The sequence below is a fragment of the Saccharothrix violaceirubra genome (assembly GCF_014203755.1).
GTDB lineage: Bacteria > Actinomycetota > Actinomycetes > Mycobacteriales > Pseudonocardiaceae > Actinosynnema > Actinosynnema violaceirubrum.
The window spans coordinates 3076520-3097114 of record NZ_JACHJS010000001.1; the positions used below are offsets into that span (position 1 = coordinate 3076520).

General features: G+C 72.1%; 18 protein-coding genes. 4 read left to right on the forward strand and 14 right to left on the reverse strand.

Going from position 1 to position 20595, the window contains the following annotated elements:
• Nucleotides 1-55: 55 nt before the first annotated feature.
• The 6 genes from F4559_RS14605 to F4559_RS14630 form a co-directional block, all read right to left on the reverse strand.
• Nucleotides 56-1060, reverse strand: coding sequence for a pyridoxal-phosphate dependent enzyme (locus F4559_RS14605; protein ID WP_184669182.1), 1005 nt, complete (start codon nt 1058-1060; stop codon nt 56-58).
• Nucleotides 1061-1153: 93 nt separating this feature from the next.
• Nucleotides 1154-1393, reverse strand: coding sequence for a CDGSH iron-sulfur domain-containing protein (locus tag F4559_RS14610; RefSeq protein WP_184669184.1), 240 nt, complete (start codon nt 1391-1393; stop codon nt 1154-1156).
• Nucleotides 1393-2406 carry an iron-containing redox enzyme family protein gene (locus tag F4559_RS36345; RefSeq protein ID WP_184669185.1) on the reverse strand — a complete coding sequence of 338 codons (1014 nt, stop codon included), beginning with the start codon at nt 2404-2406 and terminating at the stop codon, nt 1393-1395. Before F4559_RS36345 ends, F4559_RS14610 begins: the two co-directional genes overlap by 1 nt.
• A gap of 215 nt (nt 2407-2621) precedes the next feature.
• Nucleotides 2622-4193: a tyrosine 2,3-aminomutase gene (gene cmdF / locus F4559_RS14620; RefSeq protein WP_184669186.1), complete on the reverse strand. Its 1572-nt coding sequence runs from the start codon at nt 4191-4193 to the stop codon at nt 2622-2624.
• Nucleotides 4190-5674, reverse strand: a complete 1485-nt coding sequence (locus F4559_RS14625; protein ID WP_246445205.1) for an MFS transporter — start codon at nt 5672-5674, stop codon at nt 4190-4192. Before F4559_RS14625 ends, cmdF begins: the two co-directional genes overlap by 4 nt.
• 19 nt (nt 5675-5693) lie before the next feature.
• Complete coding sequence (locus F4559_RS14630) at nt 5694-6419, reverse strand: SDR family NAD(P)-dependent oxidoreductase (protein ID WP_184669187.1); 726 nt, start codon at nt 6417-6419, stop codon at nt 5694-5696.
• An 82-nt stretch (nt 6420-6501) separates the two neighbouring features.
• Between F4559_RS14630 and F4559_RS14635 the strand changes: the two genes are divergently transcribed.
• Nucleotides 6502-7092, forward strand: a complete 591-nt coding sequence (locus tag F4559_RS14635; protein WP_184669188.1) for a MarR family winged helix-turn-helix transcriptional regulator — start codon at nt 6502-6504, stop codon at nt 7090-7092.
• An 82-nt stretch (nt 7093-7174) separates the two neighbouring features.
• Here F4559_RS14635 and F4559_RS14640 read toward each other — a convergent pair whose 3' ends face one another.
• From F4559_RS14640 to F4559_RS14670, 7 genes are read right to left on the reverse strand one after another with little or no spacing between them, the layout of a single operon-like run.
• A complete protein-coding gene (locus F4559_RS14640; protein ID WP_184669189.1) occupies nt 7175-8383 on the reverse strand; it encodes a 3-deoxy-7-phosphoheptulonate synthase in 1209 nt (402 codons plus the stop codon).
• Between the two features lie 47 nt (nt 8384-8430).
• On the reverse strand, nt 8431-9864 hold the full coding sequence (locus F4559_RS14645) for an amidase (protein WP_184669190.1): 1434 nt from the start codon (nt 9862-9864) through the stop codon (nt 8431-8433).
• Nucleotides 9861-10937, reverse strand: coding sequence for a class I adenylate-forming enzyme family protein (locus F4559_RS14650; RefSeq protein ID WP_184669191.1), 1077 nt, complete (start codon nt 10935-10937; stop codon nt 9861-9863). The genes F4559_RS14645 and F4559_RS14650 overlap by 4 nt, the downstream gene beginning before the upstream one ends.
• Nucleotides 10934-11233, reverse strand: a complete 300-nt coding sequence (locus F4559_RS14655) for an acyl carrier protein (protein ID WP_184669192.1) — start codon at nt 11231-11233, stop codon at nt 10934-10936. The genes F4559_RS14650 and F4559_RS14655 overlap by 4 nt, the downstream gene beginning before the upstream one ends.
• 19 nt (nt 11234-11252) lie before the next feature.
• Nucleotides 11253-11642, reverse strand: a complete 390-nt coding sequence (locus F4559_RS14660; RefSeq protein WP_184669194.1) for a hypothetical protein — start codon at nt 11640-11642, stop codon at nt 11253-11255.
• 19 nt (nt 11643-11661) lie between these two features.
• Nucleotides 11662-13410, reverse strand: a complete 1749-nt coding sequence (locus F4559_RS14665) for a prenyltransferase/squalene oxidase repeat-containing protein (RefSeq protein WP_184669195.1) — start codon at nt 13408-13410, stop codon at nt 11662-11664.
• Complete coding sequence (locus F4559_RS14670; protein ID WP_184669196.1) at nt 13407-14720, reverse strand: phenylacetate--CoA ligase family protein; 1314 nt, start codon at nt 14718-14720, stop codon at nt 13407-13409. Before F4559_RS14670 ends, F4559_RS14665 begins: the two co-directional genes overlap by 4 nt.
• A 327-nt stretch (nt 14721-15047) precedes the next feature.
• Here F4559_RS14670 and asnB point away from each other — a divergent pair, with 327 nt between their 5' ends.
• A complete protein-coding gene (gene asnB, locus F4559_RS14675) occupies nt 15048-16877 on the forward strand; it encodes an asparagine synthase (glutamine-hydrolyzing) (RefSeq protein ID WP_184669198.1) in 1830 nt (609 codons plus the stop codon).
• A 5-nt stretch (nt 16878-16882) separates the two neighbouring features.
• Here asnB and F4559_RS14680 read toward each other — a convergent pair whose 3' ends face one another.
• Entirely contained in the window at nt 16883-17989 is a 1107-nt protein-coding gene (locus F4559_RS14680) for a hypothetical protein (RefSeq protein WP_184669199.1), read from the reverse strand.
• A 326-nt stretch (nt 17990-18315) separates the two neighbouring features.
• On the opposite strand from F4559_RS14680, the gene F4559_RS14685 reads away from it, so the two are divergent.
• Nucleotides 18316-18546, forward strand: a complete 231-nt coding sequence (locus F4559_RS14685; RefSeq protein WP_184669201.1) for a hypothetical protein — start codon at nt 18316-18318, stop codon at nt 18544-18546.
• A gap of 160 nt (nt 18547-18706) precedes the next feature.
• Complete coding sequence (locus tag F4559_RS14690) at nt 18707-20581, forward strand: S8 family serine peptidase (protein WP_312865643.1); 1875 nt, start codon at nt 18707-18709, stop codon at nt 20579-20581.
• The last annotated feature ends 14 nt before the right edge of the window (nt 20582-20595 follow it).

Consider the following 20595-nt stretch of genomic DNA (forward strand, 5'->3'; position numbering starts at 1 on the left):
GCGACCCGGTCGGAAATGTTTTCCGGGAAGCGGCACCCCAGTGTAGACCCCGATATCAGACGGGTGAACCTTCCACCACCCGCGTCGTCCGCACCTCGGGGAACTCCAGGCTTGTTTTCCAGGCCAGGTTCTTCGCCCGGCGCCAGGCCGGGGAATAGATCGTGTCCTCGTACCGGTCGCCGCCGTCGGCGCACACGACGACCACGTGCTCGGCGCCGTGACCCTCGCGGATCCACCGCACGGCACCGGCGACGACCGCACCGGAACTGCCGCCGACCCGGACGCCCAGTTCGCTCGCGATCCAGTCGCACGCGGCCACCGCCTCCGCGGCGGTCACCCGGACGGTCGGCACGTCGTGGTCGGCGACGAACGTCGAGGTCCGGCTCGCGCCGATCCCGTTGAGGTCCCGCGCCGCCGGCCGGCCGCCGAGCGCCACCGACCCCACCTCGTCGACCGCGACGCAACGCCACGGCGCCCGGTTCTCCTCGACGTAGTCGGTGAACCCGCGGAACGTCCCGCCTGTGGACACGCCCAGGAAGACGTCGAGTCCGCCGTCCGGGACGGCGTGCGAGATCTCCGGCGCGGTGCCTTGCGCGTGCGCCCGGGGATTGGCCGGGTTCTCGTACTGGTTCGGCCAGATCAGCGAGTCCTCGACGGCGGCCCGGCCGCGGATGTAGTCGAGCCGGGACAACAGGTAGCCGCCGGTCTCGTCGGGCGTCGTGACCTCCACGACCTTCGCGCCCGCGCTGCGCATCTGCCGCACGAGTTTGTGCGACGTGCGCGGGTCCACGACCGCGGTGAACCCGATGTCGCAGATCTGGGCGTACCGCGCCAACGCGATCCCGAGGTTGCCGGACGTCGATTCGATGATCTCCGCGCGCGGACCGCCCGCGCGGAGGATGGACCCGATGAGGGAGAACGCCACCCGGTCCTTGATCGACCCGAACGGGTTCTCCTGCTCCAGTTTCAGCCAGAGGTTCGTCGTCCGGCCGCGATACCTGACCTCCGCGTTCAACATCGGCGTTCGACCCGGTACGGGGCCGCGCAGTCCGACGGTCATCGACTTCTCCTCCCCCTGGTCCGGCCCGCGATCGGCGGACCGGACGCGAGTCCGACTCGGCGGGTTTTCCGGGTCGCGGATGCCCCACCGCCGTCAGGCACTCGGCTGCTGTCCCTCGACGGTGTTCTTCGCCCAGACGTGGCTGCCGTCGCAGAACGGCTTGAGCAGCGAGCGCCCGCACCGGCACAGCGCGATGGTCCGGCGCTGCGGGTCGATCGGCTCGCCGGTCTGGGCGCACAGGTCGTAGTCGCCGCGGATGATGATCGGCCCGTCCTGGACCACGACGACCGTCGCCGGCGCCGGTCGCCGCCGGTCCGGGTCGCGGTCGGCCATCAGGACACCGCCGCGGGCGTCGTGGTGCGGAGTGAGGACTCGCCGCGTTCCCACGACGACAGGATGTTCTCGTTGGCCAGTCCGCCCAGCTCCGTCGTCGCGAGCGCGCCGAAGACGACGTCGGACAGCTCGCTCGGGTTCTCCCGCACGAACCTGCCGCACATGTCGTGGGCGGCGAGCTGTTCGTGGACGGCGTCCGCGACGATGTGCTCCTGGAAGAACAGCCAGGAGCTGTCCGAGCCGTTCAGGCGCTGGAGGCCGTTGCGGAAGTTCCGGTTCACGTGGTGCGAGCCGATCTCCGTGATCGCGAGGTTGCCGAGCAGTGCGCCCCGCCGCCGTCCGTAGGTCCCGAAATAGGAAATCAGGTTCACGGTCGCCAGCGAGTACGCGGGGACGTCCGCGAAGTACGCGCCGAATTCGGTGCGCAGGCCGAGTTCGTCCAGGGTCAACTCGAAGAGCTGGGAGTGCAGGCGTCCCGGAATGCCGCCGCCGTATTCGTCGGACTGGATTTCGACCAGTGCGGGTTTCCCGCCGCCGCGCACCCGGGGAATGGCCAGGCTGTGGTGGTCGGCCTCCATGAGGCTGTAGACCGAACGGTGCATGAGGAACTCTTCGAACTGCCGTATGGTGGCGTCCCGCTTGATGTAGCGGGAGAGCGACCGCCCGGCGCGCGGTTTGCCGAGTTCCATGAGGAAACCGGGGAGTTCCTCGACCTCCAGGTCGGGGAGCGGGCCGACGGCTTCGTCGAGTACGCGCTGGAAGCGCGCTTCGAGGCGTTGTCGCAGTCCGATGAGGGGAGCGTGCCACTCCCAGTGCTGCGCGGCCTCGTCGAAGAGGTAGTACTGGAGGCCGTAGCACACGAATAAGGAGTGCTGGAGATCCTCTTCGGCGATGGAATCCGCCTCGGTCGCCAGGACCTCTTTCAGGATCGATTCGTCACCGGGCTCGGGCGGGCGGCGCAGGAGGTCGACGAGGATCTCGCCCACCGGGCCGCGGTGGTCGGGTAACTGCACTGTGACTCCCCAATTCGAAGAACCGGTTCGCGGTTCGCGATCGTGGTCGGGTAAGAACGCTACCCATCGGGGTCGGATATTTCCTATAGCCCATCAGGGGGCGTCGGTCGAATGCTCTGCGTCACTTCTCCACATTCGGTAGGGGTGCGCCACGCACGGTCAGAACGGCGTGAATCGGTACGGTTGCCACGGGTGCGACAAGACTTTCGAGGGTTTCAGCGCAGGGGTCCGGTGAGGTAGGACACCCGGCTCAGGAATTCGCCCCGGTCGAGCGCCGCGGCGACCCGTTCGACGTCGTCGCCCAGCGACCGGTCGTGCTCGACGGCGGGCGACAGCGAGCGGATCAGGTCGTGGGTCGCCCGGCCCGCCGGACCCAGCCGCCCGTGCCGGCCGGCCAGGTCCACCGCCTGTGCCGCCGCGAGCGCCTCGACGGCCAGGATGCGGTTGTTGTTGCCCAGCACGCGGCGGGCGTTGCGCACGGAGATCAACCCCATGCTCACCACGTCCTGGTTGTCGCCGTTGGCGGGGATGCTCTGGGTGCTCGCCGGGCCGATGGTCCGGTTCTCGGCCACCAGCGCCGTGGCCGGGTACTGGGCACCGGCGAATCCACTGTGGAGTCCGGGCTGTCCGGCGACGAGGAACTCGGGCAGGCCGTCGCTGAGGTGCCGGTTGAGCAGCCGGTTCGTCCGGCGCTCGGACAGCACGCCGAGCTGGGTGAGCGCGATGGTCGTGTAGTCCAGGGCGAAGGCGACCGGCTGGCCGTGGAAGTTGGCGCCGTGGAAGACCTCCTCGTCCGCGAAGAACAGCGGGTTGTCGTTGGCCGAGTTCAACTCGGTGGCCAGGGTGCGCTCCGCGTACGCGAGGGTGTCCCGGACCGCGCCCAGCACCTGGGGGATCGCGCGCAGGGAGTACGCCTTCTGCAGGTAGACCGGGGTCCCGCCGCGCTGCCGGTGGGCGGCCGTCCGCAGGTCCGCGTGGGAGACCAACGCCGCGCTGCCCTCGGTGAGGGCACGGATGTTGACCGCCGAGTCGATCTGCCCGGCGTGCGGCTTGGCCAGTTCGTGGCCCTGCGCGACGAACGGACCGGCCGACGCCGCCAGGGCCTCCAGCACCAGCGCGGCGACGATCTCCGCCTGTCGCACCTGGTCCAGCGCGCGGCACACGACCAGGGAGCCGACGCCGGTCATCGCCGACGTGCCGTTGATCAGGGCCAGACCTTCCTTGTACCGCAGGCGTAACGGCTCGATGCCGTGCTCCCGCAGGACTTCCGCGGTGGCCACGCGCCGGCCGTCGCGCAGCACGTACCCCTCGCCGATCACCGTGCACGCGAGGTGCGACAACGGCGTGAGGTCGCCGCTGGCGCCCAGCGATCCGATCTCCGGGATCGCCGGGGTGATCCCCTCGTCGAGGTAGCGCGCCAGCCGCAGCACGAGTTCCGGGCGCACCGCCGAGTAGCCCCGGGCCAGCGCGTTGAGCCGGGCGCCCAGGATCGCCCGGGACTCGGCGCGGTCGAACAGCGGTCCGACCCCGGTGCTGTGGCTGCGGATCAGGTTGGTCTGCAGTTCCGTCTCGTGCGCGGCGTCCACCGCGTGGTAGACCATCTCGCCGTAGCCGGTGGTGACGCCGTAGACGGGCACGTCGTCCTGCGCGAGCTTCTCGAGCTGGACCCGGCTCGCGGCGACGCGCGTGAGCGCGTCCGGGTCGACCTCGCAGCGCGCGTCGTCCTCGGCGATCGCGCGCAGGTCGGCCGGCCGCAGGGTGCGGCCGTCGATGCGGACGGTGGTCACAGGACCTCCACGGCGGCGGGCTTCAGGGTGACGTCGCGCCGGCGCAACATCCGGCCGAGCAGCCCGCTCAGCACGGCCGTGGCCAGCGCCAGCAGGCAGAGCAGCACGCAGGTGATCGTGAACGCGGCGGCGAAGTCGGCTGCCGGGACCGAATCCCCGGTCCGCTGGGGGTTGGCGCCCAGCACCGCCCGGTACACCGTGCCGACGACGGCCACGCCGAGCGCCATCGCCGCCTGGGTCACGGTGTTGAGCACGCCGGACCCCGCGCCCGCCATCTCGTCGGGCACCTGCGCCATGACGATGGCGATCAGCGGCGACACCACCAGCCCCTGGCCGATCCCGGACAGGCCGATCGCCGCGCCCAGGGCCAGGGACTGGACGCCCGCGTCCGCGTGCACGATGAACGGGATCGGCACGAAGCTGATCGCCATCAGCAGCGCGCCCGCGATCAGCACCCGGGCGCCGTGCCGTTCGGCGAGCCGGCGACCGGCCACCGACGCGAGCGCGAAACCCGCGCCGAGCGGTACGAACACCAGGCCGGTGTCCAGTGGTCCCAGTGCGAGGCCCGACTGGAGGTGGTAGGTCAGCACCAGGAAGTAACCCGCGTTGCCGCTGAAGAACACGGTCACCGCGGCCATGCTGGTCGGGAAGCCGGGCCGGCGCAGGATCCCGGGCGGCAGCAACGGATCGCCGCCGCGCGCGGCCAGCCTCGTCTCGTAGCGGAACAGCCCGGCGGTCAGCAGCGCCGCGACCGGGAACCACGGCCAGATCCACGGCGGCCACCCGTGCTCGGGCCCCAGCGACAGCGGGATCAGCAGCACGGGCAACGCCGTCGCGGTCAGCACGGTGCCCACCACGTCCAGCGGTGCCGCGGCCGGACCGCGACTCTCCCGCACGGTCGGCGCGGCGACCAGGATGGCCACGCCGATCGGCACGTTGATCAGGAAGATCGTCCGCCACTCCAGGCCCGCGACGTCCAGTTGCAGCAGCAGGCCGCCACCGATGAGGCCGACGATGACGCCCAGGCCGATCACCGCCCCGTAGGCGCCGACCGCGCGCCGGCGGTCCCGCGCGTCCGGGAAGGTGGTCTGGATGATCGACAGCACCTGCGGCATCAGCACGGCCGCCGCCGCGCCCTGGAGGACGCGGGCCCCGATCAGCAGCGGCGCCGTCGGGCACAGCGCGCACAGCAGCGAGGTCACGGTGAACGCGGCGACGCCGTACAGGAAGACCTTCCGGCGGCCGATCCGGTCGCCGAGCTTGCCGCCGGCGACCATGCCCGCCGCGTAGGCGATCACGTAGCCCTCGATGACGAACTGCATCTGGCCGAAGGTCGCGTCCAGGTCCGCCTGGATCGGCGGGCTCGCCACGTTCACGATGAACATGTCGATCTGGCCCATGAACGCGGCGAGCAGGACGACGCCGATGCCGAACCAGGTGCGGCCGGTCGGCCGGGGTGGGGCATCCATCGGTGCGCTCATCGGTGTTCGGCTCCCCTCCCTATCGGCTGCGGTAGGCGCCGCCGTTGACGTTGACCACCTGCCCGGTGACGTGCCGCGCACCGGGTGACGCGAGGAAGAACACGGCCTCCGCGATGTCGTCCGGCGTGCCCGCCCGCCCGGTGAGCGTCGAGGCGACGAGGTGGTCCACGCGCTCGTCGGTGAGCTTGTCGCGGAAGAACTCGGTGTCCCTGATGTAGCCGGGGGAGACCACGTTCGTCGTGATCCCGCGTGGACCCAGGTGCTTGGCCAGGTCCACGTTCCACGCGGCGAGCGCGGCCTTGGCGGCACCGTAGGACCCGGCGCCCTGGTCGGCGGCGATCGATCCGATGTGGACGACCGCGCCGCCCGCGACCAGTCGGTGGTCGACCGCGTGCGTGGTCAGCACCGCGCTGATCAGGTTGGCCTCCAGGTTGGCCCGCCACCGCCGGGCGAGTGCCGCGAGCCCCTCGTCGGCGGGCAGGTCGAAGTCGGTGTTGCCGCCGGCGTTGTTGACCAGCACGTCGACCGTGTCCGGCAACTCGGCCACGGCCGCGGCCAGCCCCTCGGGGTCCGTGCCGTCGCAGGGCAGGGCGTGCGCGTTCCCGCCGAGCGCGCTCACCGCGTCCCGCAGGATTTCCTTGCGACGACCGGTGATGTAGACCCGGTCGCCCTCGGCGACGAAGCGCGCGGCCACCGCGCGACCGATGCCCGTACCGCCACCGGTGACCAGAACCGTTCGAGCCATCCTCGTTCCCTTCACGTATAGTTTAGGTCTAAATCGTAGAGACGGCCAGTGTGAACGTGGCAACCGGTGGCAAGGGTGTGAGATGAAGGTAACAGCTACGTCGGTCGGCGATCAGGGTCGCGGGAGCGACCGGGACGCGGCGGACGAGATCGCGGCGGCCTGGCAGCGGGAGCGGCCGGGCACGCCGACCGAGTCGATCGGCGTCGTCACCAGACTGTGGCGGCTGGCCAAGGTGTTCGGCGAGGACCGGCGCCGGGTGCTCGCCGCCTCGGGGGTCGACTCGGCCACCCTGGACCTGCTCAGCGTGCTCCGGCGCAGTTCCCCTCCCTACTCGCTGACGACCCGCGAACTGACCCGGCTCACCCTGGTCACCGCCGGGGCGATCTCCCAGCGGGTGGCGCGGGCCGAACGCGACGGGCTGGTGCGGCGCTGGTCGGACCCCGGCGACCGCAGCGTGTGGGTCCAGTTGACCCCGGACGGCCACGCCCTGGTCGAGAGCACCGTCGACCGGGTGCTCAACCGGGAACTCGAGCTGCTCGCCGGGCTCGACGCCGACCAGCGCGACCGGCTCGCCGACCTGCTCCGCCTGCTGCTGCGCGACGTGCAGGAGCGGCTCGGCGACCACGGCATCTCCCACGTGGGCGACGCCGACGGCATCGGGTCGGCGCTGTGATCGGCGCTGTGATCCCCGAACGGTGATCGCCGGGTGGTGATCGCCGGGAGGTGATCACAGCGCCGTGATCACCGGGTCCCGGTCAACCGTCGCACAGCAGTTCGGCGACGTGCCGCACGACCTGCTCGGCCTGCTCGCCGTTGAGCCGGGGGTCGCACGCGGACTCGAACCGGTCCGGCTCGGCGCCCGACGCCAGGTCCGCGCGCGTCGCCAGGCACTCCGACACCGGGTCCGGCGTCGCCTCCAGGTGGACGCCGCCCGGGTGGCACCCGTGCCGTCGCAGCACCGCGCAGAAGCGTTCGACCTCGCGCAGCACGTCCGACACCACCCGGGTCTTGCGACCGGCGTTGGTGCGGACGGTGTTGCCGTGCATGGGATCCGACAGCCACACGACGTCGCGCGCCGACTCGCCCAGCGCGGTCACCAGGTGGGGGAGTCGGTCCGCGATCGCGTCGACGCCCATCCGCACGATCAAGCAGAGCCGCCCGGGACGCCGGCCCGCCGCGAGCCGGTCCACGATCGCGACCACGTCCTCGGGCCGCGCGGTGGGGCCGATCTTGACGCCGACCGGGTTGCCGATCGCCGCCGCGAACGCCAGGTGCGCGTGGTCGAGCTGACGGGTCCGCTCGCCGATCCACACCATGTGCGCCGAGGACGCGTACTCGCCGCCCCGGACCGGGTCGGGCCGTACGAGGGCACGTTCGAAATCGAGCAGCAGCGCTTCGTGGCTGATGTAGGTCGGTGCCAGCATCGCGCTGAGCCCGCTGTTGCCCGGCAACAGGAGTTGCCGCATGAACAACGCGTTCAGCCCGCTCGCGGCGTGGTCGTACGCGGCCAGCAGCCGCAGCGGGTCGGCACGCCGGGCCGACGCCGTCGGTGCGAGGTCGTTCACCGCGTCGCCGCGGTAGACCGGCAGCGCGGTGCCGTCCGGCAGGGTCTCGGTGTCGCTGGAGCGGGGCTTGCCGTACTGGCCCGCGAACCGTCCGATCCGGACGGTGGGCAGCCCGACCGCCTCGACGATCTCGCAGAGTCCGTGCACCTGCGCGGCCTTGGCCTGGATGCGGGCCCGCGACGAGTCGGCGAACAGCTCGGCGCACTCGCCGACCTGCACGACGAACGACTCGCCCCGGGCCACGAACTCCAGTTCCGCCGCGAGCGCGTGGCACGACTCGGCGTCGACCAACGGCGGGCGGCGGCGTAACTCGTCGACGACGGCGTCGAGTCGTTCCCTGGTGGACCATTGGGGCTGCTGTGCGGCTTCGACGGCAAGCGATTCCCGGAGAACGCCCACGATTTCCCCCTCGTGTTCGGTCGTTGGTCGAGGTCTTGCGGTTCGGGTCAGCGCGGCCGCAGGCCCAGATCCCCGCTGTGGCGCTGGACCCGGCGGGCCAGGTCGATCAGCCGTTCCTCGCCGCCCGGCGGGCCGACGAGCTGCACGCCGAGCGGCGCGCCGTTGACCGTGCTCAGCCGCACCGGCACCGCGATGGCGGGCAGTCCGGCGAAGCTGGCGATCGGGGTGTACCCGATGGCCCGGTCGTAGTCGGGGTCGCCCGGCGCGGGGATCGTGCTGGCCATCGGGCCGCGGACCCGCAGGTCGGGCGGCGTCGAGGGATCCAGCGGCAGCACCCAGGCGTGGCAGTGGTCGCCGAACCGGGCCGGCACCTCCCGGCGGGTCTCCTCCAGGTCGGCCAGGATCGCGGCGCAGTGCCGGTCGTCCACCCGCGCGCCGATCCGCAGCGCCCGTTCGGTGCTCTCGTGCAGCGGGACGGTGATCCACTGGCGGCAGTGCCGGTAGCCGTCCCACGCCTGACGGGCGCACAACTGCCAGGCGTCGCCGCGCGACCGCCACAGGTCGTCGAGCCGCACCGGGTCCACGAGGTGCCCGTCGTCGGACAGCCAGTCGCAGACCTGGTCCACCGCGCCCAGCATCTCCGGGTCGCACGAGCCGTCGCGGACGTTGTCGACCACGCCGATCCGGTACCGCTCGCCGATCCCGGCACCGGTCGGCTCGACGAGGGCGCCCAGACCCAGCCGCCGCCAGAGCAGCGCGAGGTCGTCGGCGGTCCGCGCGACCCAGCCGACCGCGTCCATGGCCGGCGACAGCGGGAAGATGCCGCCCAGCGACCGGGAGTCGTGCGTCATGCGCAGGCCGACCGTGCCGCACTGGCCCGCCGGCCAGCGCACCGAGCCGAGCACGTCGGTGCCCATCGACAGGTCGCAGAGGTTCGCGGCCACCGCCACCCCGGAGCCGGTGCTGGAACCGGCCGGGTCGATGTGCGGGAAGTACGGGTTGAGGCAGCCCGACCCGATGCCGATGTTCAGCTCGGTGCTGACCACCTTCGCGATCACCAGGTCGCCCGCCCGCTCGACCGGGGCCAGGGCCGGTGCCGACGCCTTCGGGTGGTGGCGGTAGTGCCGCAGCCCCAGTCCCGTGGGGAAACCCGCCACGTCGACGGTGTCCTTCACCCCCACCCGGATGGTCGGGGTGTGCGGGTCCGGCCGACGCCGGGCGACGAGCGCCCGGTAGCGCGGGTCGGCCGCGGCCGTCCACGCCTCGGTCTGCGCGGTCCACTCGTCGTCGTCCCACTCGCCCGCGTCGACCCGCCGCAGGCGTTCGGCCAGTGGGACTTCCAGCAGCGGTGGTGGTTCGGGCCGGTGGTCGGGATAGGCGACGTCCGCGTGGCGGGCGTAGCGGATCATGGCCTCGGCCGGGCGCGGGATCGATCGCGCGGTGGCCGGGGGAGTCGGGTCGGGGATCCGGGTCGCGGTCATCGGGCGGGGACCTCCGCCCTCCGGTCGTGCCCGGTCGGCGTCACCGCCTGGGCGTACAGCGCGGCCACCGCGATCTTCCCGGTCGCCGTCCGCGGGATCAGCGGCACCCGGTGCACCGCGCGCGGCGGGGTGAAGTCGGCCACGGCGGCGCCCAGCCGGTCGAGGACCTGCCGCGGATCCGGATCCGGCCCGGTGGCGCTGTAGAACAGCTCGTAGTGCTCGGCCCGCACCGGATCCCGCACCGGCAGGCACGCCACGTCCAGCCCCGGGACGAGCGTCCGCAGCGTCGTGGACAGCTCCTCCAGGTTGCAGCGCCGACCGTTCACCTTGATCAGTGCGGAGGCCCGGCCGTCGAACTCGAACGACCGCGGACCGACGCGGCGCACCAGGTCCGGCAGCCGCCAGGAGGTCGGCCGTGCGGCCATGTCGGCGCGGCGGGCCAGCCGGGGGCCGCGGATGTGCAGCCACTGGTCGGCTTCGTCGGTGGCGTCGACGAACTCCACGTCGGGCAGCAACGTCCACGGTGCCGGTCGGGTGCCCCGGCCGACGATCCGGCGCTGGGCGATCCCGCCGGTCTCGGTCGACCCGAACAGCTCCACCGCGCGGAAGCCGGTGTCCGCGAGCGCGTCCACCACCTGCGCGGTGGCCGGCACGGTCGGACCGGTGCCGTGCAACGCCACCACCGCGGGCAGTTCCGCGACCTGGCGGAGCATGTGCCGCAGCACCAGCCAACTCGACGGCAGGCAGACGAACAGCGTGCGCCGGCCCGCCACCTCCGGGGGCAGCCCGACCGGGTCGTGGCCGACGTGCACCACGGGGATGTCCAGTCGTGCGGGCAGGATCTCGGCGAACAGCCGGCCGAACAGGTGCTCGCGCGGCGCGAAGCTGACGACCTGGTCGACGTCCCCGATCACCGCGTCGGCGATCAGGGCGGTCTCGGCGTGGAGCTGCTCCTCGGTGCGCAGCCACACCGCCGGGGTGCCGGTGTGGCCCGAGGTGCTGAACGGGAACTCGGCATGGTGCGGCACGGCCGCTCCGGACGACCTGTCGTCGACCGGCACGAGGCGGGTCATCGCGCCGTCCCGAAGACCTCGAGGTCCTCCAACCGGTCCCGGACGAAACCGGCCATGTTGTCGACGCGGGAGAAGGCGTGCCGCACGTCGTGGGCGACGAAGTCGATCTCGATGCCGAATTCCTGCTCCACGGCCGTGATGCACTCCAGGGCGCCCAGGCTGTCGTACCGGTCGCCGAGCGCGTCGGACAGCACGGCGTCGTCCGCCACCGCGTCGAACTCGGGCCCGAACCGCCCGCCGAGCAGGGTCCTGATCCGGGCCAGGACGTCGTCGGTGGAAACCTTCGAAACCGTCATCAGATCCTCTTCCCTGGTGTCAGGTGGCATCGGCGCGACGCAGCTTCCCGGCCGCGCCGTAGTGCACTTGGTCCAGCGGTGTCGGTCGGAACTCGACGTACAGGAACGGCGTACCGGCGGTCAGTCCGAGCGCGTCGCCGATCTCGGCTGCCAGTGCCGCGCGGTACGCCTCGTCGCGGTCGGGTGCCACGCAGCAGGTGACGGCCGCGTGGCGCAGGCCGTCGTCGTAAGGCAGGGCTTCGACCGGCATCCCGCCGATGTAGACGGTGCCCTCCTCGGTCGACTCGAAGCGCACGACGACGTGCCCGCGTTCGCTGCCGTGCGTGGAAAGCCAGCGCGTGAGCCGGACGGCGACCGCCCGACGTCGGGCGGTGCTCAGCTTCGTCGTGGTGATCGTGATCGTGGGCATGCGCCCGTCCCCTCGAAGGTCAGGACAGCGTCAGCGCCGGCAGGTCCGTCGGCCCGCCCGCCGCGCGTCGCCGCAGGAGCCGGGCGAGGCAGTCGGCCAGCGGTCCGCCGCCGACTGGCGCGAGCGGGGTCCACGCGGTTCCCGTCGGGGTGCGGACGCGGTCCAGGAACGTGGCCAGGTGTCCGGTGTCGACCTCGACGTCGAAGCGGTCGGCGGTCGCCACCGCCTCGTAACCGCTGAGCAGGTCCGGCATGCGGGCGCCCTCGTTGGCGAACCCGCCGCCGGCGACGCGGTGCCGGTCGAGCAGCGTGACCACGTCCCGTCGCACGCCCCGGCCGAGGCCGTCCAGCACCCGCTGCGCCTGCAAACCCGCCCGCAGCGTGGGTGTCGATCCCGGCACGTGCCCGAAACCGGCACTGTCCACTGTGCTCCGACAGGCCTCGACGAAACCGACCAGGCGTCGGGTGTCCAGCGCCCGCGCCACCGGGATGTCCAGCAGGCGGAGGATTTCCACCGCGGCCGAGGTGGACACCAGGTCTGAGGCGCGACCCTCCCAGTACCCGAAGCCGCCGTCGGTGTTCTGGAGCGTCCGGAGCCAGTCCGCGATCTCCCCGCGTGCCGCGGGATCGTCCGCGCACGCACCGGCGGCCAGCGCCCAGAGCGTGCACCGCACCTCGCTGCCCCGGGCGGGCATGTACATCACGCCGCCCTCGTTGGGCAGTCGGCAGCCCGCGAGCCACTGCCGCCAGGGAGCACGGCGCGGGTCGTCGGGCTCCGCGCCCAGCACAGCGGCGGCGGTGCTCAACGCGTCACCGGCGTGTTCGGGTTCGCGGTAGGTGAAGCCGCCGTCGGGGCAGGCCAGTTCCCGTACCCGGGCGACGACCGGATCGGCGTGGACACCGGTGTCGGCGCCCAGCGCCCGCAGCGAACCGACCGCGCAGAACGAGGCCCACACGTCGGCCACGTCGTACCCGGCCCACCGGACGAAGGCGCCGTCGGCCGTGCGGCGATCCTCGATCCACCGCAGGCAGCCGGCGCGGTCGCGCGGACCGGCGCCCAACGCGTCGAGCGCGGCGGTCGCCCGGTAGGTCGCCCACATGCACGGTGTCCGCGCGTCGGCGCCGAAGCGGAAGCCGCCGTCGGGGCCCTGCTGGTCCCGGAGCCACCAGAGGAGGGCCGGGACGTCCCATGGGGGAGCCAGATCCGGTTCGGCGGTCCGCAACGCGCGCCAGGCCATCACGCCGTAGAAGCAGGCGCGGACGTCGGACCGGCCGTACCGGGCGTGCTCGGGCGACCAGCCCAGCCCGCCGTCGGGTGTCTGGAGGAGGCGCAGCCAGTCCAGGAGGCGTCGCCGGTCCGGCACGTCGGCGCGGCACAGCTCGACCACGGTGCGCACGGAGAAGTGCGTCGCCCAGACGTCGGCGGCCTGGCCGGGCATCATCGCGTACGCGTCGCCGGTCCACGTGCCGCGCAACCACCTGGCGGTGCGTTCCAGGCGCGGCACGTCGGCGCCGAGGTCGGCCAATGCCTGCGCGCAGTAGAAGGTGGCCCACGCGTCGGAGGCCATGCCCTTGCTCCAGGCGTAGCCGCCGTCCGCGTTCTGCTTGCCGGCGAGGAAGGCCGCGGTCTCGGCGACGCCCGGGGCGTCGCCGACGCGGCCCAGCCACGCCAGGGTCCGGGTCGCGGCGTAGGTGCACCACAGGTCGGCTTCGCCGCCGGAGACGGCGAGCCCGCCGGGTGCGCGCGGGGTGGTGTCGACGGCGGTCATCGGACCGACTCCACCACCCGGAAGTTGGACCGCTTCCAGCTCTTCTGCGACGCACCGCTCTTGGTGGTGGCCGGGAGCTGGTTGACGAAGAGCACCTCGTCCCATTGCAGCCCGAGCAGGTCACGGGAGGCGTCCTGGAGCTGTCCGGCCATGCCCCGCTCGCCGGACCGGTCCCACCGCACGTCGCGTTCCAGGATCAGCCGGGCGAAGTCGCCGGTGGTGTCGGTCTCCATCAGGTACCCGGTCGCCTCGGTGGCGCCGTAGACGACCTCCTCGACGCCGCGGACGGTCAACGTGGCACCGCGCACCCGCAGCGCGTCCGAGCTGCGGCCCGAGACCCGGATCACCGGGGACCCGTCGCCGCACCCGCACTCGCCGCCCACCTCGACCTCGTCGCCGGTGTCCAGTCGCAGCAGCACCCTGGCGTGCAGGTTGAGCGGCGTGACGACGAGGCGGCCGGAGCCCGACGCGGGGAGCGGCACCACGCCGTCGTCGGTCGCGAGTTCGAAGTAGTTGGTCGTGGTGAGCAGGTGCAGCCGGTCACGGGCGCAACTCGCGGCCAGCGTGCCGGTCTCCGTGCTGCCGTAGCTCGCGTCGAACGCCCGGGCGCCCCACCAGTGGCCGAGGCGGCGGCGGAACGGCGCCGTGCTCACCTCGCCGAGCAGCATCAGCCGGTCCACCGAAGCGCCGAGTTCGTCGAGGAGGCCGCGCTGTTTGAGCAATCTGCTGAATTGCAGCGCGACGCCCGGTGCGACGAAGACCGTGGTCGGCCGCAGGGTTCGCCAGAGGCCGATCACCCGGTCCCAGTCCGAGATGCCGGTGGCGAACGGATAGGCCCGCGTGTGCGGGAACCCGAGGTATTCGACGACTCCCACGATGAGATCCGCGACCGGCACGATGTCCGATGGCATCATGACCAGTACACGTTCATCCGGGGTGAACAGACCACGCCAGGCTTCGGCCACGGACGTGGTGTTCCAAATGATGTCCTCGGCCAGTCGGGGTGTGGGTGTCGGACTTCCGGTCGTGCCGGTGGTCTCGTAGTACTTCACCGCTTCACCGATGGCCGCGGCGAGGAATGCGCCGGGGTCGGACTTGAGTCGGTCCTTGCCGGTGGCCGGTAGCCGGGCGAAATTCTCGGGCGAGAATTCACCTAACCGGCGGTATGCGTCGGTGTTCCGGGCGCGTGCCCAGACGGATTGGAGTTTCTGCTGGTAGAAGCTGTGCGAACTGGTCGCCCTGTGGCCGGCGCGGATCTCGGCGCGGGCCAGTTGCAACGTGTGCAGGCGATCCAGGCTATTGATCAGCAATCGAATTCTCCCCGCGAGACGTGGGCAGACCGCAGTCCCCTCGAATTACTGCATCCACGCTGTCCAATGTGGTCAATTTAGCACTAAACAAGCAACATTGCAACCGCGTTGCCGGGAACGTGGGATGTTGGGGCGACCACAGTCATGTTCACCCGAAAGGCGGTGTGGTGCCCGCCGTGGGCCGGGCCACGCTGACGATCAGCGGGTGATGTGCCGGCACCCCGCCGTGAACGTCGAAAATCGCTCTGCCTCGTCCCCGAGCGGGTACGACGCAGTCCCGAACCGGACAATTGGGTTACGGTTCACGACCACGTTAAGGGTTTGCCCATGTGCGGTATTGCCGGGTGGGTCGACTTCGGTCGGCCACGTGTTTCGCAGCGTGCCGAGTTGGAACGGATGACCACCACGCTGGCACCTCGGGGACCGGACGCGGCCGGGTTCTGGCTCGACCGGCACGTCGGACTCGGACACCGCCGGTTGGCGATCATCGACGTGCGGCGGGGCACCCAGCCGATGATCGCCGGACCGGAGTCCGGTCCGCACGCCGTGCTCTCCTACAGCGGCGAGGTCTACAACTTCCAGGAGCTACGGGCCGAACTGGTCCGGCGCGGCCACGTCTTCCGCACCCGCAGCGACACCGAGGTGGTGCTGGAGGCGTACCTGGAGTGGGGCACGGACTTCGTGCGACGCCTCGACGGCATGTTCGCGTTCGCGCTGTGGGACGCCCGGGAGCAGCGGCTGCTGCTGGTACGGGACCGGCTGGGCATCAAGCCGCTCTACTACGCCCCGTTGGGCTCGGGCGTCCTGTTCGGGTCCGAACCCAAGGCCGTGCTCGCCCATCCCGAGTTCACCGCGGAACTCGACGACGAGGGCCTCGCGGACCTGCTGGCGCTGAGCGGGACGCCCGGTCGCACCCCGTTGCGCGGCTTGGCGGAACTGCCGCCGGGGCACGTCCTGACCGTGGACCGGCGGGGGACCCGGACGCACCGCTACTGGGGACTGGAGAGCCGGCCGCACGAGGACGACATCCCCACCACCGTCCGCACGGTACGGGAACTGCTCGAGGACATCGTCCGGCGGCAACTGGTCACCGACGTCCCCCTCTGCACGCTGCTGTCCGGCGGCCTGGACTCCAGCGCCCTGACCGCCATCGCCGCGGCCATCCTCGGCGGGCGCGGCGAGGGCCCGGTGCGGTCGTTCTCCGTCGACTTCGTCGGCAGCCAGGAGGACTTCCGCGGCAGCGAGTTCCGGCCCGACCGGGACAACCCGTACGCCACGATGGTCGCGGAGCACATCGGGACCGAGCACCGGACCATCGAACTGCCCGCCGAGGCGCTGACGACCGACGGGGCACGGCGGGCGGTGCTCGACGCCCACGACCTGCCACTGACCTTCGGCGACGTCGACACGTCGTTGCACCGGCTCTTCACCCGCATCCGGGACCACTCCACCGTGGCGTTGTCCGGCGAGTCGGCGGACGAGGTGTTCGGCGGCTACGTCTGGTTCCACGACCCGAAGGTCGTCGCCACCGAGGACTTCCCGTGGCTGAGCCGGATGCGGTTCGTCCCCGAGGACATGCTCGACCGGGACTTCCGCGAGCGGACCCGGTTCGCGCAACTGCGCGCCGACGCCTACCGGCAGGCCGTCGCCGAGGTGGACCACCTGCCGGGCGACGACCACCACGAGCGGCGCATGCGCGAGATCGGCCACCTGCACCTGACCCGGTGGCTGCCGGTGCTGCTCGACCGCAAGGATCGCCTGAGCATGGCCGCCGGCCTGGAGGTGCGCGTGCCGTTCTGCGACCACCGTCTGATCGAGTACGTCCACAACATCCCGTGGAAGATCAAGGCCTACGACGGCCGGGAGAAGAGCGTCCTGCGTGGCGCCGTCGCCGACCTGCTCCCGCCGGCCGTGCTCGACCGCAGGAAGAGTCCTTACCCCACCACCGGGGACCAGCGGTACGAGCGCGATCTGCGCGCGCGGACCGCGAAGTTGCTCCAGGACGACCGTTCACCCGCCTTGGACTTCGTCGACGCCGGACGGTTGCGGGAGTTGCTGGACCGGCCGTTCGGTCACTTCGACTCCCAGCTCAGCCGCAACCCGATGGAGACCGCCCTGATGCTGGACGACTGGCTGCGCACCTACGGCCTGGCGTAGCGGGTTCAGGGGAACGTCCAGCGGGTCGGTCGCCGTTTGCCGTCGGGTGCGACGCTCACGCCGTAGGCCGTGCCGGTGTTGTTGAAGCCGGCGGCCTCCGCGCCCTCGCCCGGGGCGAGGGCGGGCAGTTCGACGAAGGTGCCCGCGTGCCACACGTACGAACGCCTTGGTTCGTCGTACCGGCCGCGTGACACCAGGACCTGGCCGCGTTCGTTGATCGCGACGGCGCCGCTGGGCTTGTCGTAGCCGTCGAAGTCGACGAGCGCCCCGTGTCGCCACAGCACGGCGTGCGGGGTGCCGTCGGGGCGCGTCGTGGAACCGGCCACGTCGCCGGCGCGGTTGACGGACGTGGCCACGCCGCCGGGCGAGTCGCCGGTCGGGAGCCGGACGACCGTGTTCCCCTGCCACCGCAACGGGACGCTCCACCCGTCGCGGTCGCCGGTGCCCACCGCGTACTCGTCGTTCGCCGAGGACACCGTCGCACTCCCGACGCCCGGCGGCAGGGGCAGCCACCGGCACACGCCGTCGCGCCCGCAGCGGACCGGCCTGTCCCGGCCGCCGTCGAAGGCCAGGCGGCCGTAGACCGTGCCGTCGTCGGTGATGAGGTCGGCCAGGCCCAACGCGTCGTCGCTCGGGAACTCCAGCACCCGGAACCGGCCTTGTCGCGCGACGCCGACGTTCTCCCACTCGTCCTGGCCCGGCTCGCGGTACGCGAGGACGACGTCGCCCGCGCTGTTGATCGCGTTGGGGCCGACGTCCCGCGCGGTCGCGGGCTTGGGGATCTCGACAGTGGTACCGCGCTGCCACACCAGCGCCCGCCCGGCCCGGTCCTGCCACAGCACCCGGCCGTCCCGGCTCACGGCGACCGGGTCGCCCTCGCCCAACTCGCGGAACCCGCCGGTGGGCGGCCACACGACCGTGCGGGGCCATGCCGGGTCGTAGCGGCTCTGGCCGAGGATCGTGCCGGTGTCGTCGATGCCGGCGAGCCACGTCCACGTGTTCCCCGGCGGCGGTTCGAGCGGAACGGCCACCGCACCCGCCGCCACCGCGACCACCTGTGACCCGCACAGCAGCACGACGGCAGTGGCGACTGTCGACACCCCACGACGCATGCCCGTCTCCCTTCGTTCCCGGTCCGGACGCTAGCCCCGGTCCGGCGACCCGTGGACGCCCCTTCGGCCCACCCCGACCGGGTGCGAGCCGGGCACGCGTCCCGACAGCCACATCCGGGGTGGCATGCCCGGGACCACGCCGTTCCCCGGTGCCGCACGCCGACCGGCGGAGGTCCGGAAGTCCTGGTGGAGCAACGACTTCGCGCTCCGCTGTGCGGAGGTGGGACGCCCGTGGGCAGCAGTCCGGGGCCGTCCCCGTGCGGGCGTGCCATGCGAGGGGGAAAGACGCCGGGGTTAGCCTGGACGGGGTCGGTGAGGAGGATGCCGTGACGGACGAGGAACTGCTGGTCGAGTTCGCCCTGACCCGGCTGGACCACCCCGGGGCGGACCTGGAGGACGTCGCGGAGCTGGTCGTGCGGCGCCTGGGGGAGGAGCGGATGGTCGAGTTCGCGTCCCGGACGTTGGCCGCGCGTGACGAGCTGCGCGGGGCGCTGTTCCCCGCGGCGGTGGAGCACGTGCTGCGGGTGGTGCTGACGTTGCGCGGACCGGCGGACTGAACCGGACCCGGATCCGATCGGTGGGTGTGGGCCGAGAGCGACGGCCTGCGACGAAACGGTTGGCCTGTCAGGGCATTCGAGTGAAACGCGAGTGATCGCCTTCGCGCGCCGAGGTGCGGTGCCTAGCGTCTCGCGCTGTCCCCGGTGCGAGGAGGTCGACGTGGCGTTGTCGGTGGCGGCGATGGTCGTGGCAGCCGCGGTGGTCGCGGTGGCACCCGCCGCGTCGGCCGTCGTCGAGGGCACCGGGCCGGGTGCGGTCGACGGCAGCTACCTGGTGGTGCTCAAGGACGACCGGACCGATCCGCGGGCGTTGGCGGCGGCGTACTCCGGCACCGTGCGGACCACGTACCGGCACGTCGTGCCAGGCTTCTCCGGCGAGATGACCGCACGGGACGCGGGTCGGCTCGCGGCGGACCCCCGGGTCGCCCTCGTGCGGCAGAACCAGCGGGTCCGGACGACCGGCACGCAGACCTCGCCGCCCTCCTGGGGGCTGGACCGGGTCGACCAGCGCGACGGCGGACTCGACAACTCGTACTCCTACTCCACCACGGCGTCGAGCGTCACCGCGTACGTGATCGACACCGGCATCCACACCGCGCACCAGGACTTCGGTGGCCGGGCGACGTGGGGCACCAACACCGCCGGGGATGGGGACGACACCGATTGCAACGGTCACGGCACGCACGTCGCCGGGACGATCGGCGGCACGTCCTACGGCGTGGCCAAACAGGTGCGCCTGGTGGCGGTGAAGGTGCTCGACTGCGCCGGGTCCGGCACGACCGAGACCGTGCTGGCGGGCATCGACTGGGTCATCGCCCACCACGGCAACGGTCCCGCCGTGGCGAACCTGAGTCTGGGCGGCGAGGCCGACCCGCTGTTGGACGCCGGGATCCGGCGGCTGATCGCCGACGGCGTCACCACGACGGTGTCGGCGGGCAACCAGGGCGGAGACGCCTGCCTGAGGTCGCCGGCCCGGGTCGCCGAGGCGATCACCGTGGGCGCCACGACCGAACAGGATTCCCGCGCGTCGTACTCGAACACCGGCACCTGCGTCGACCTGTTCGCGCCGGGCGACTCCATCACATCGGCGTGGAAGGGCTGGGACCAGGCGTCCGACACGATCAGTGGGACGTCCATGGCGGCTCCGCACGTGGCCGGGGCCGCCGCGTTGCTGCTCGCCGTCGACCCGGCGTCCACGCCCGCGCAGATCGGCGCGCACCTCGCCGCCGACGCGACGCCGGGCAAGGTGGACGACGCGGGCACGGGCTCGCCGAACCGCCTGCTCGTGGTGAACACCGGCAGCCGACCGGGCTACCCGATCGTGTCCAACCCCGGCTACCGCGCGCAACGCACCGGCACGCCCATGACGTTCCAGATGACGGCGACCGGCGGCACCGCGCCATACACGTGGTCGGCCACCGGGCTGCCCACCGGCGTCACGATCAACGCGGGCACGGGACTGGTCTCGGGCACGCCGACGCAGACGATCGTCGACGGCCAGGTGGCCGTGACCGCCAAGGACAAGGCGGGTCGGGCCACCACCGCGCGGTTCCGGATCACCGTCGTCCCGCCCGGCTGGACCTGCCCGTCGGGCGGGCAGAAGCTGGTCAACCCCGGCTTCGAGTCCGGCAGCACCGGGTGGTGGTCCAGCGGGTACCTGATCGACCGGTACACCGACGTGGACGCGCCGCGCACCGGCGTCTACGCGGCGAAGGTGGACGCGTTCACCGCGACCGGCGGCAGCGTCACGCAGGACGTGACGATCCCTCGGGAGTGCGCGTGGTCAACGCTGACCTTCTACGCGAAGGTCACCCGTGAGGGCCCGGAGGACCAGTACGACCGGCTGAACGTGCGGATCGGCGACGACGTGGTCACGACGGTGCAGGGCAAGGGCGCGCCGGCGGGCTACCGCCAGTTCACCGTCGACCTGTCCGCCTACGCGGGCAAGACCGTCGCGATCTGGTTCACCGGGTGGGGCGACACGCAGAACATCACGTCGTTCGTGCTGGACGACATCGCGGTGAACGCCCGGTGAGCCGCGGCGATCCG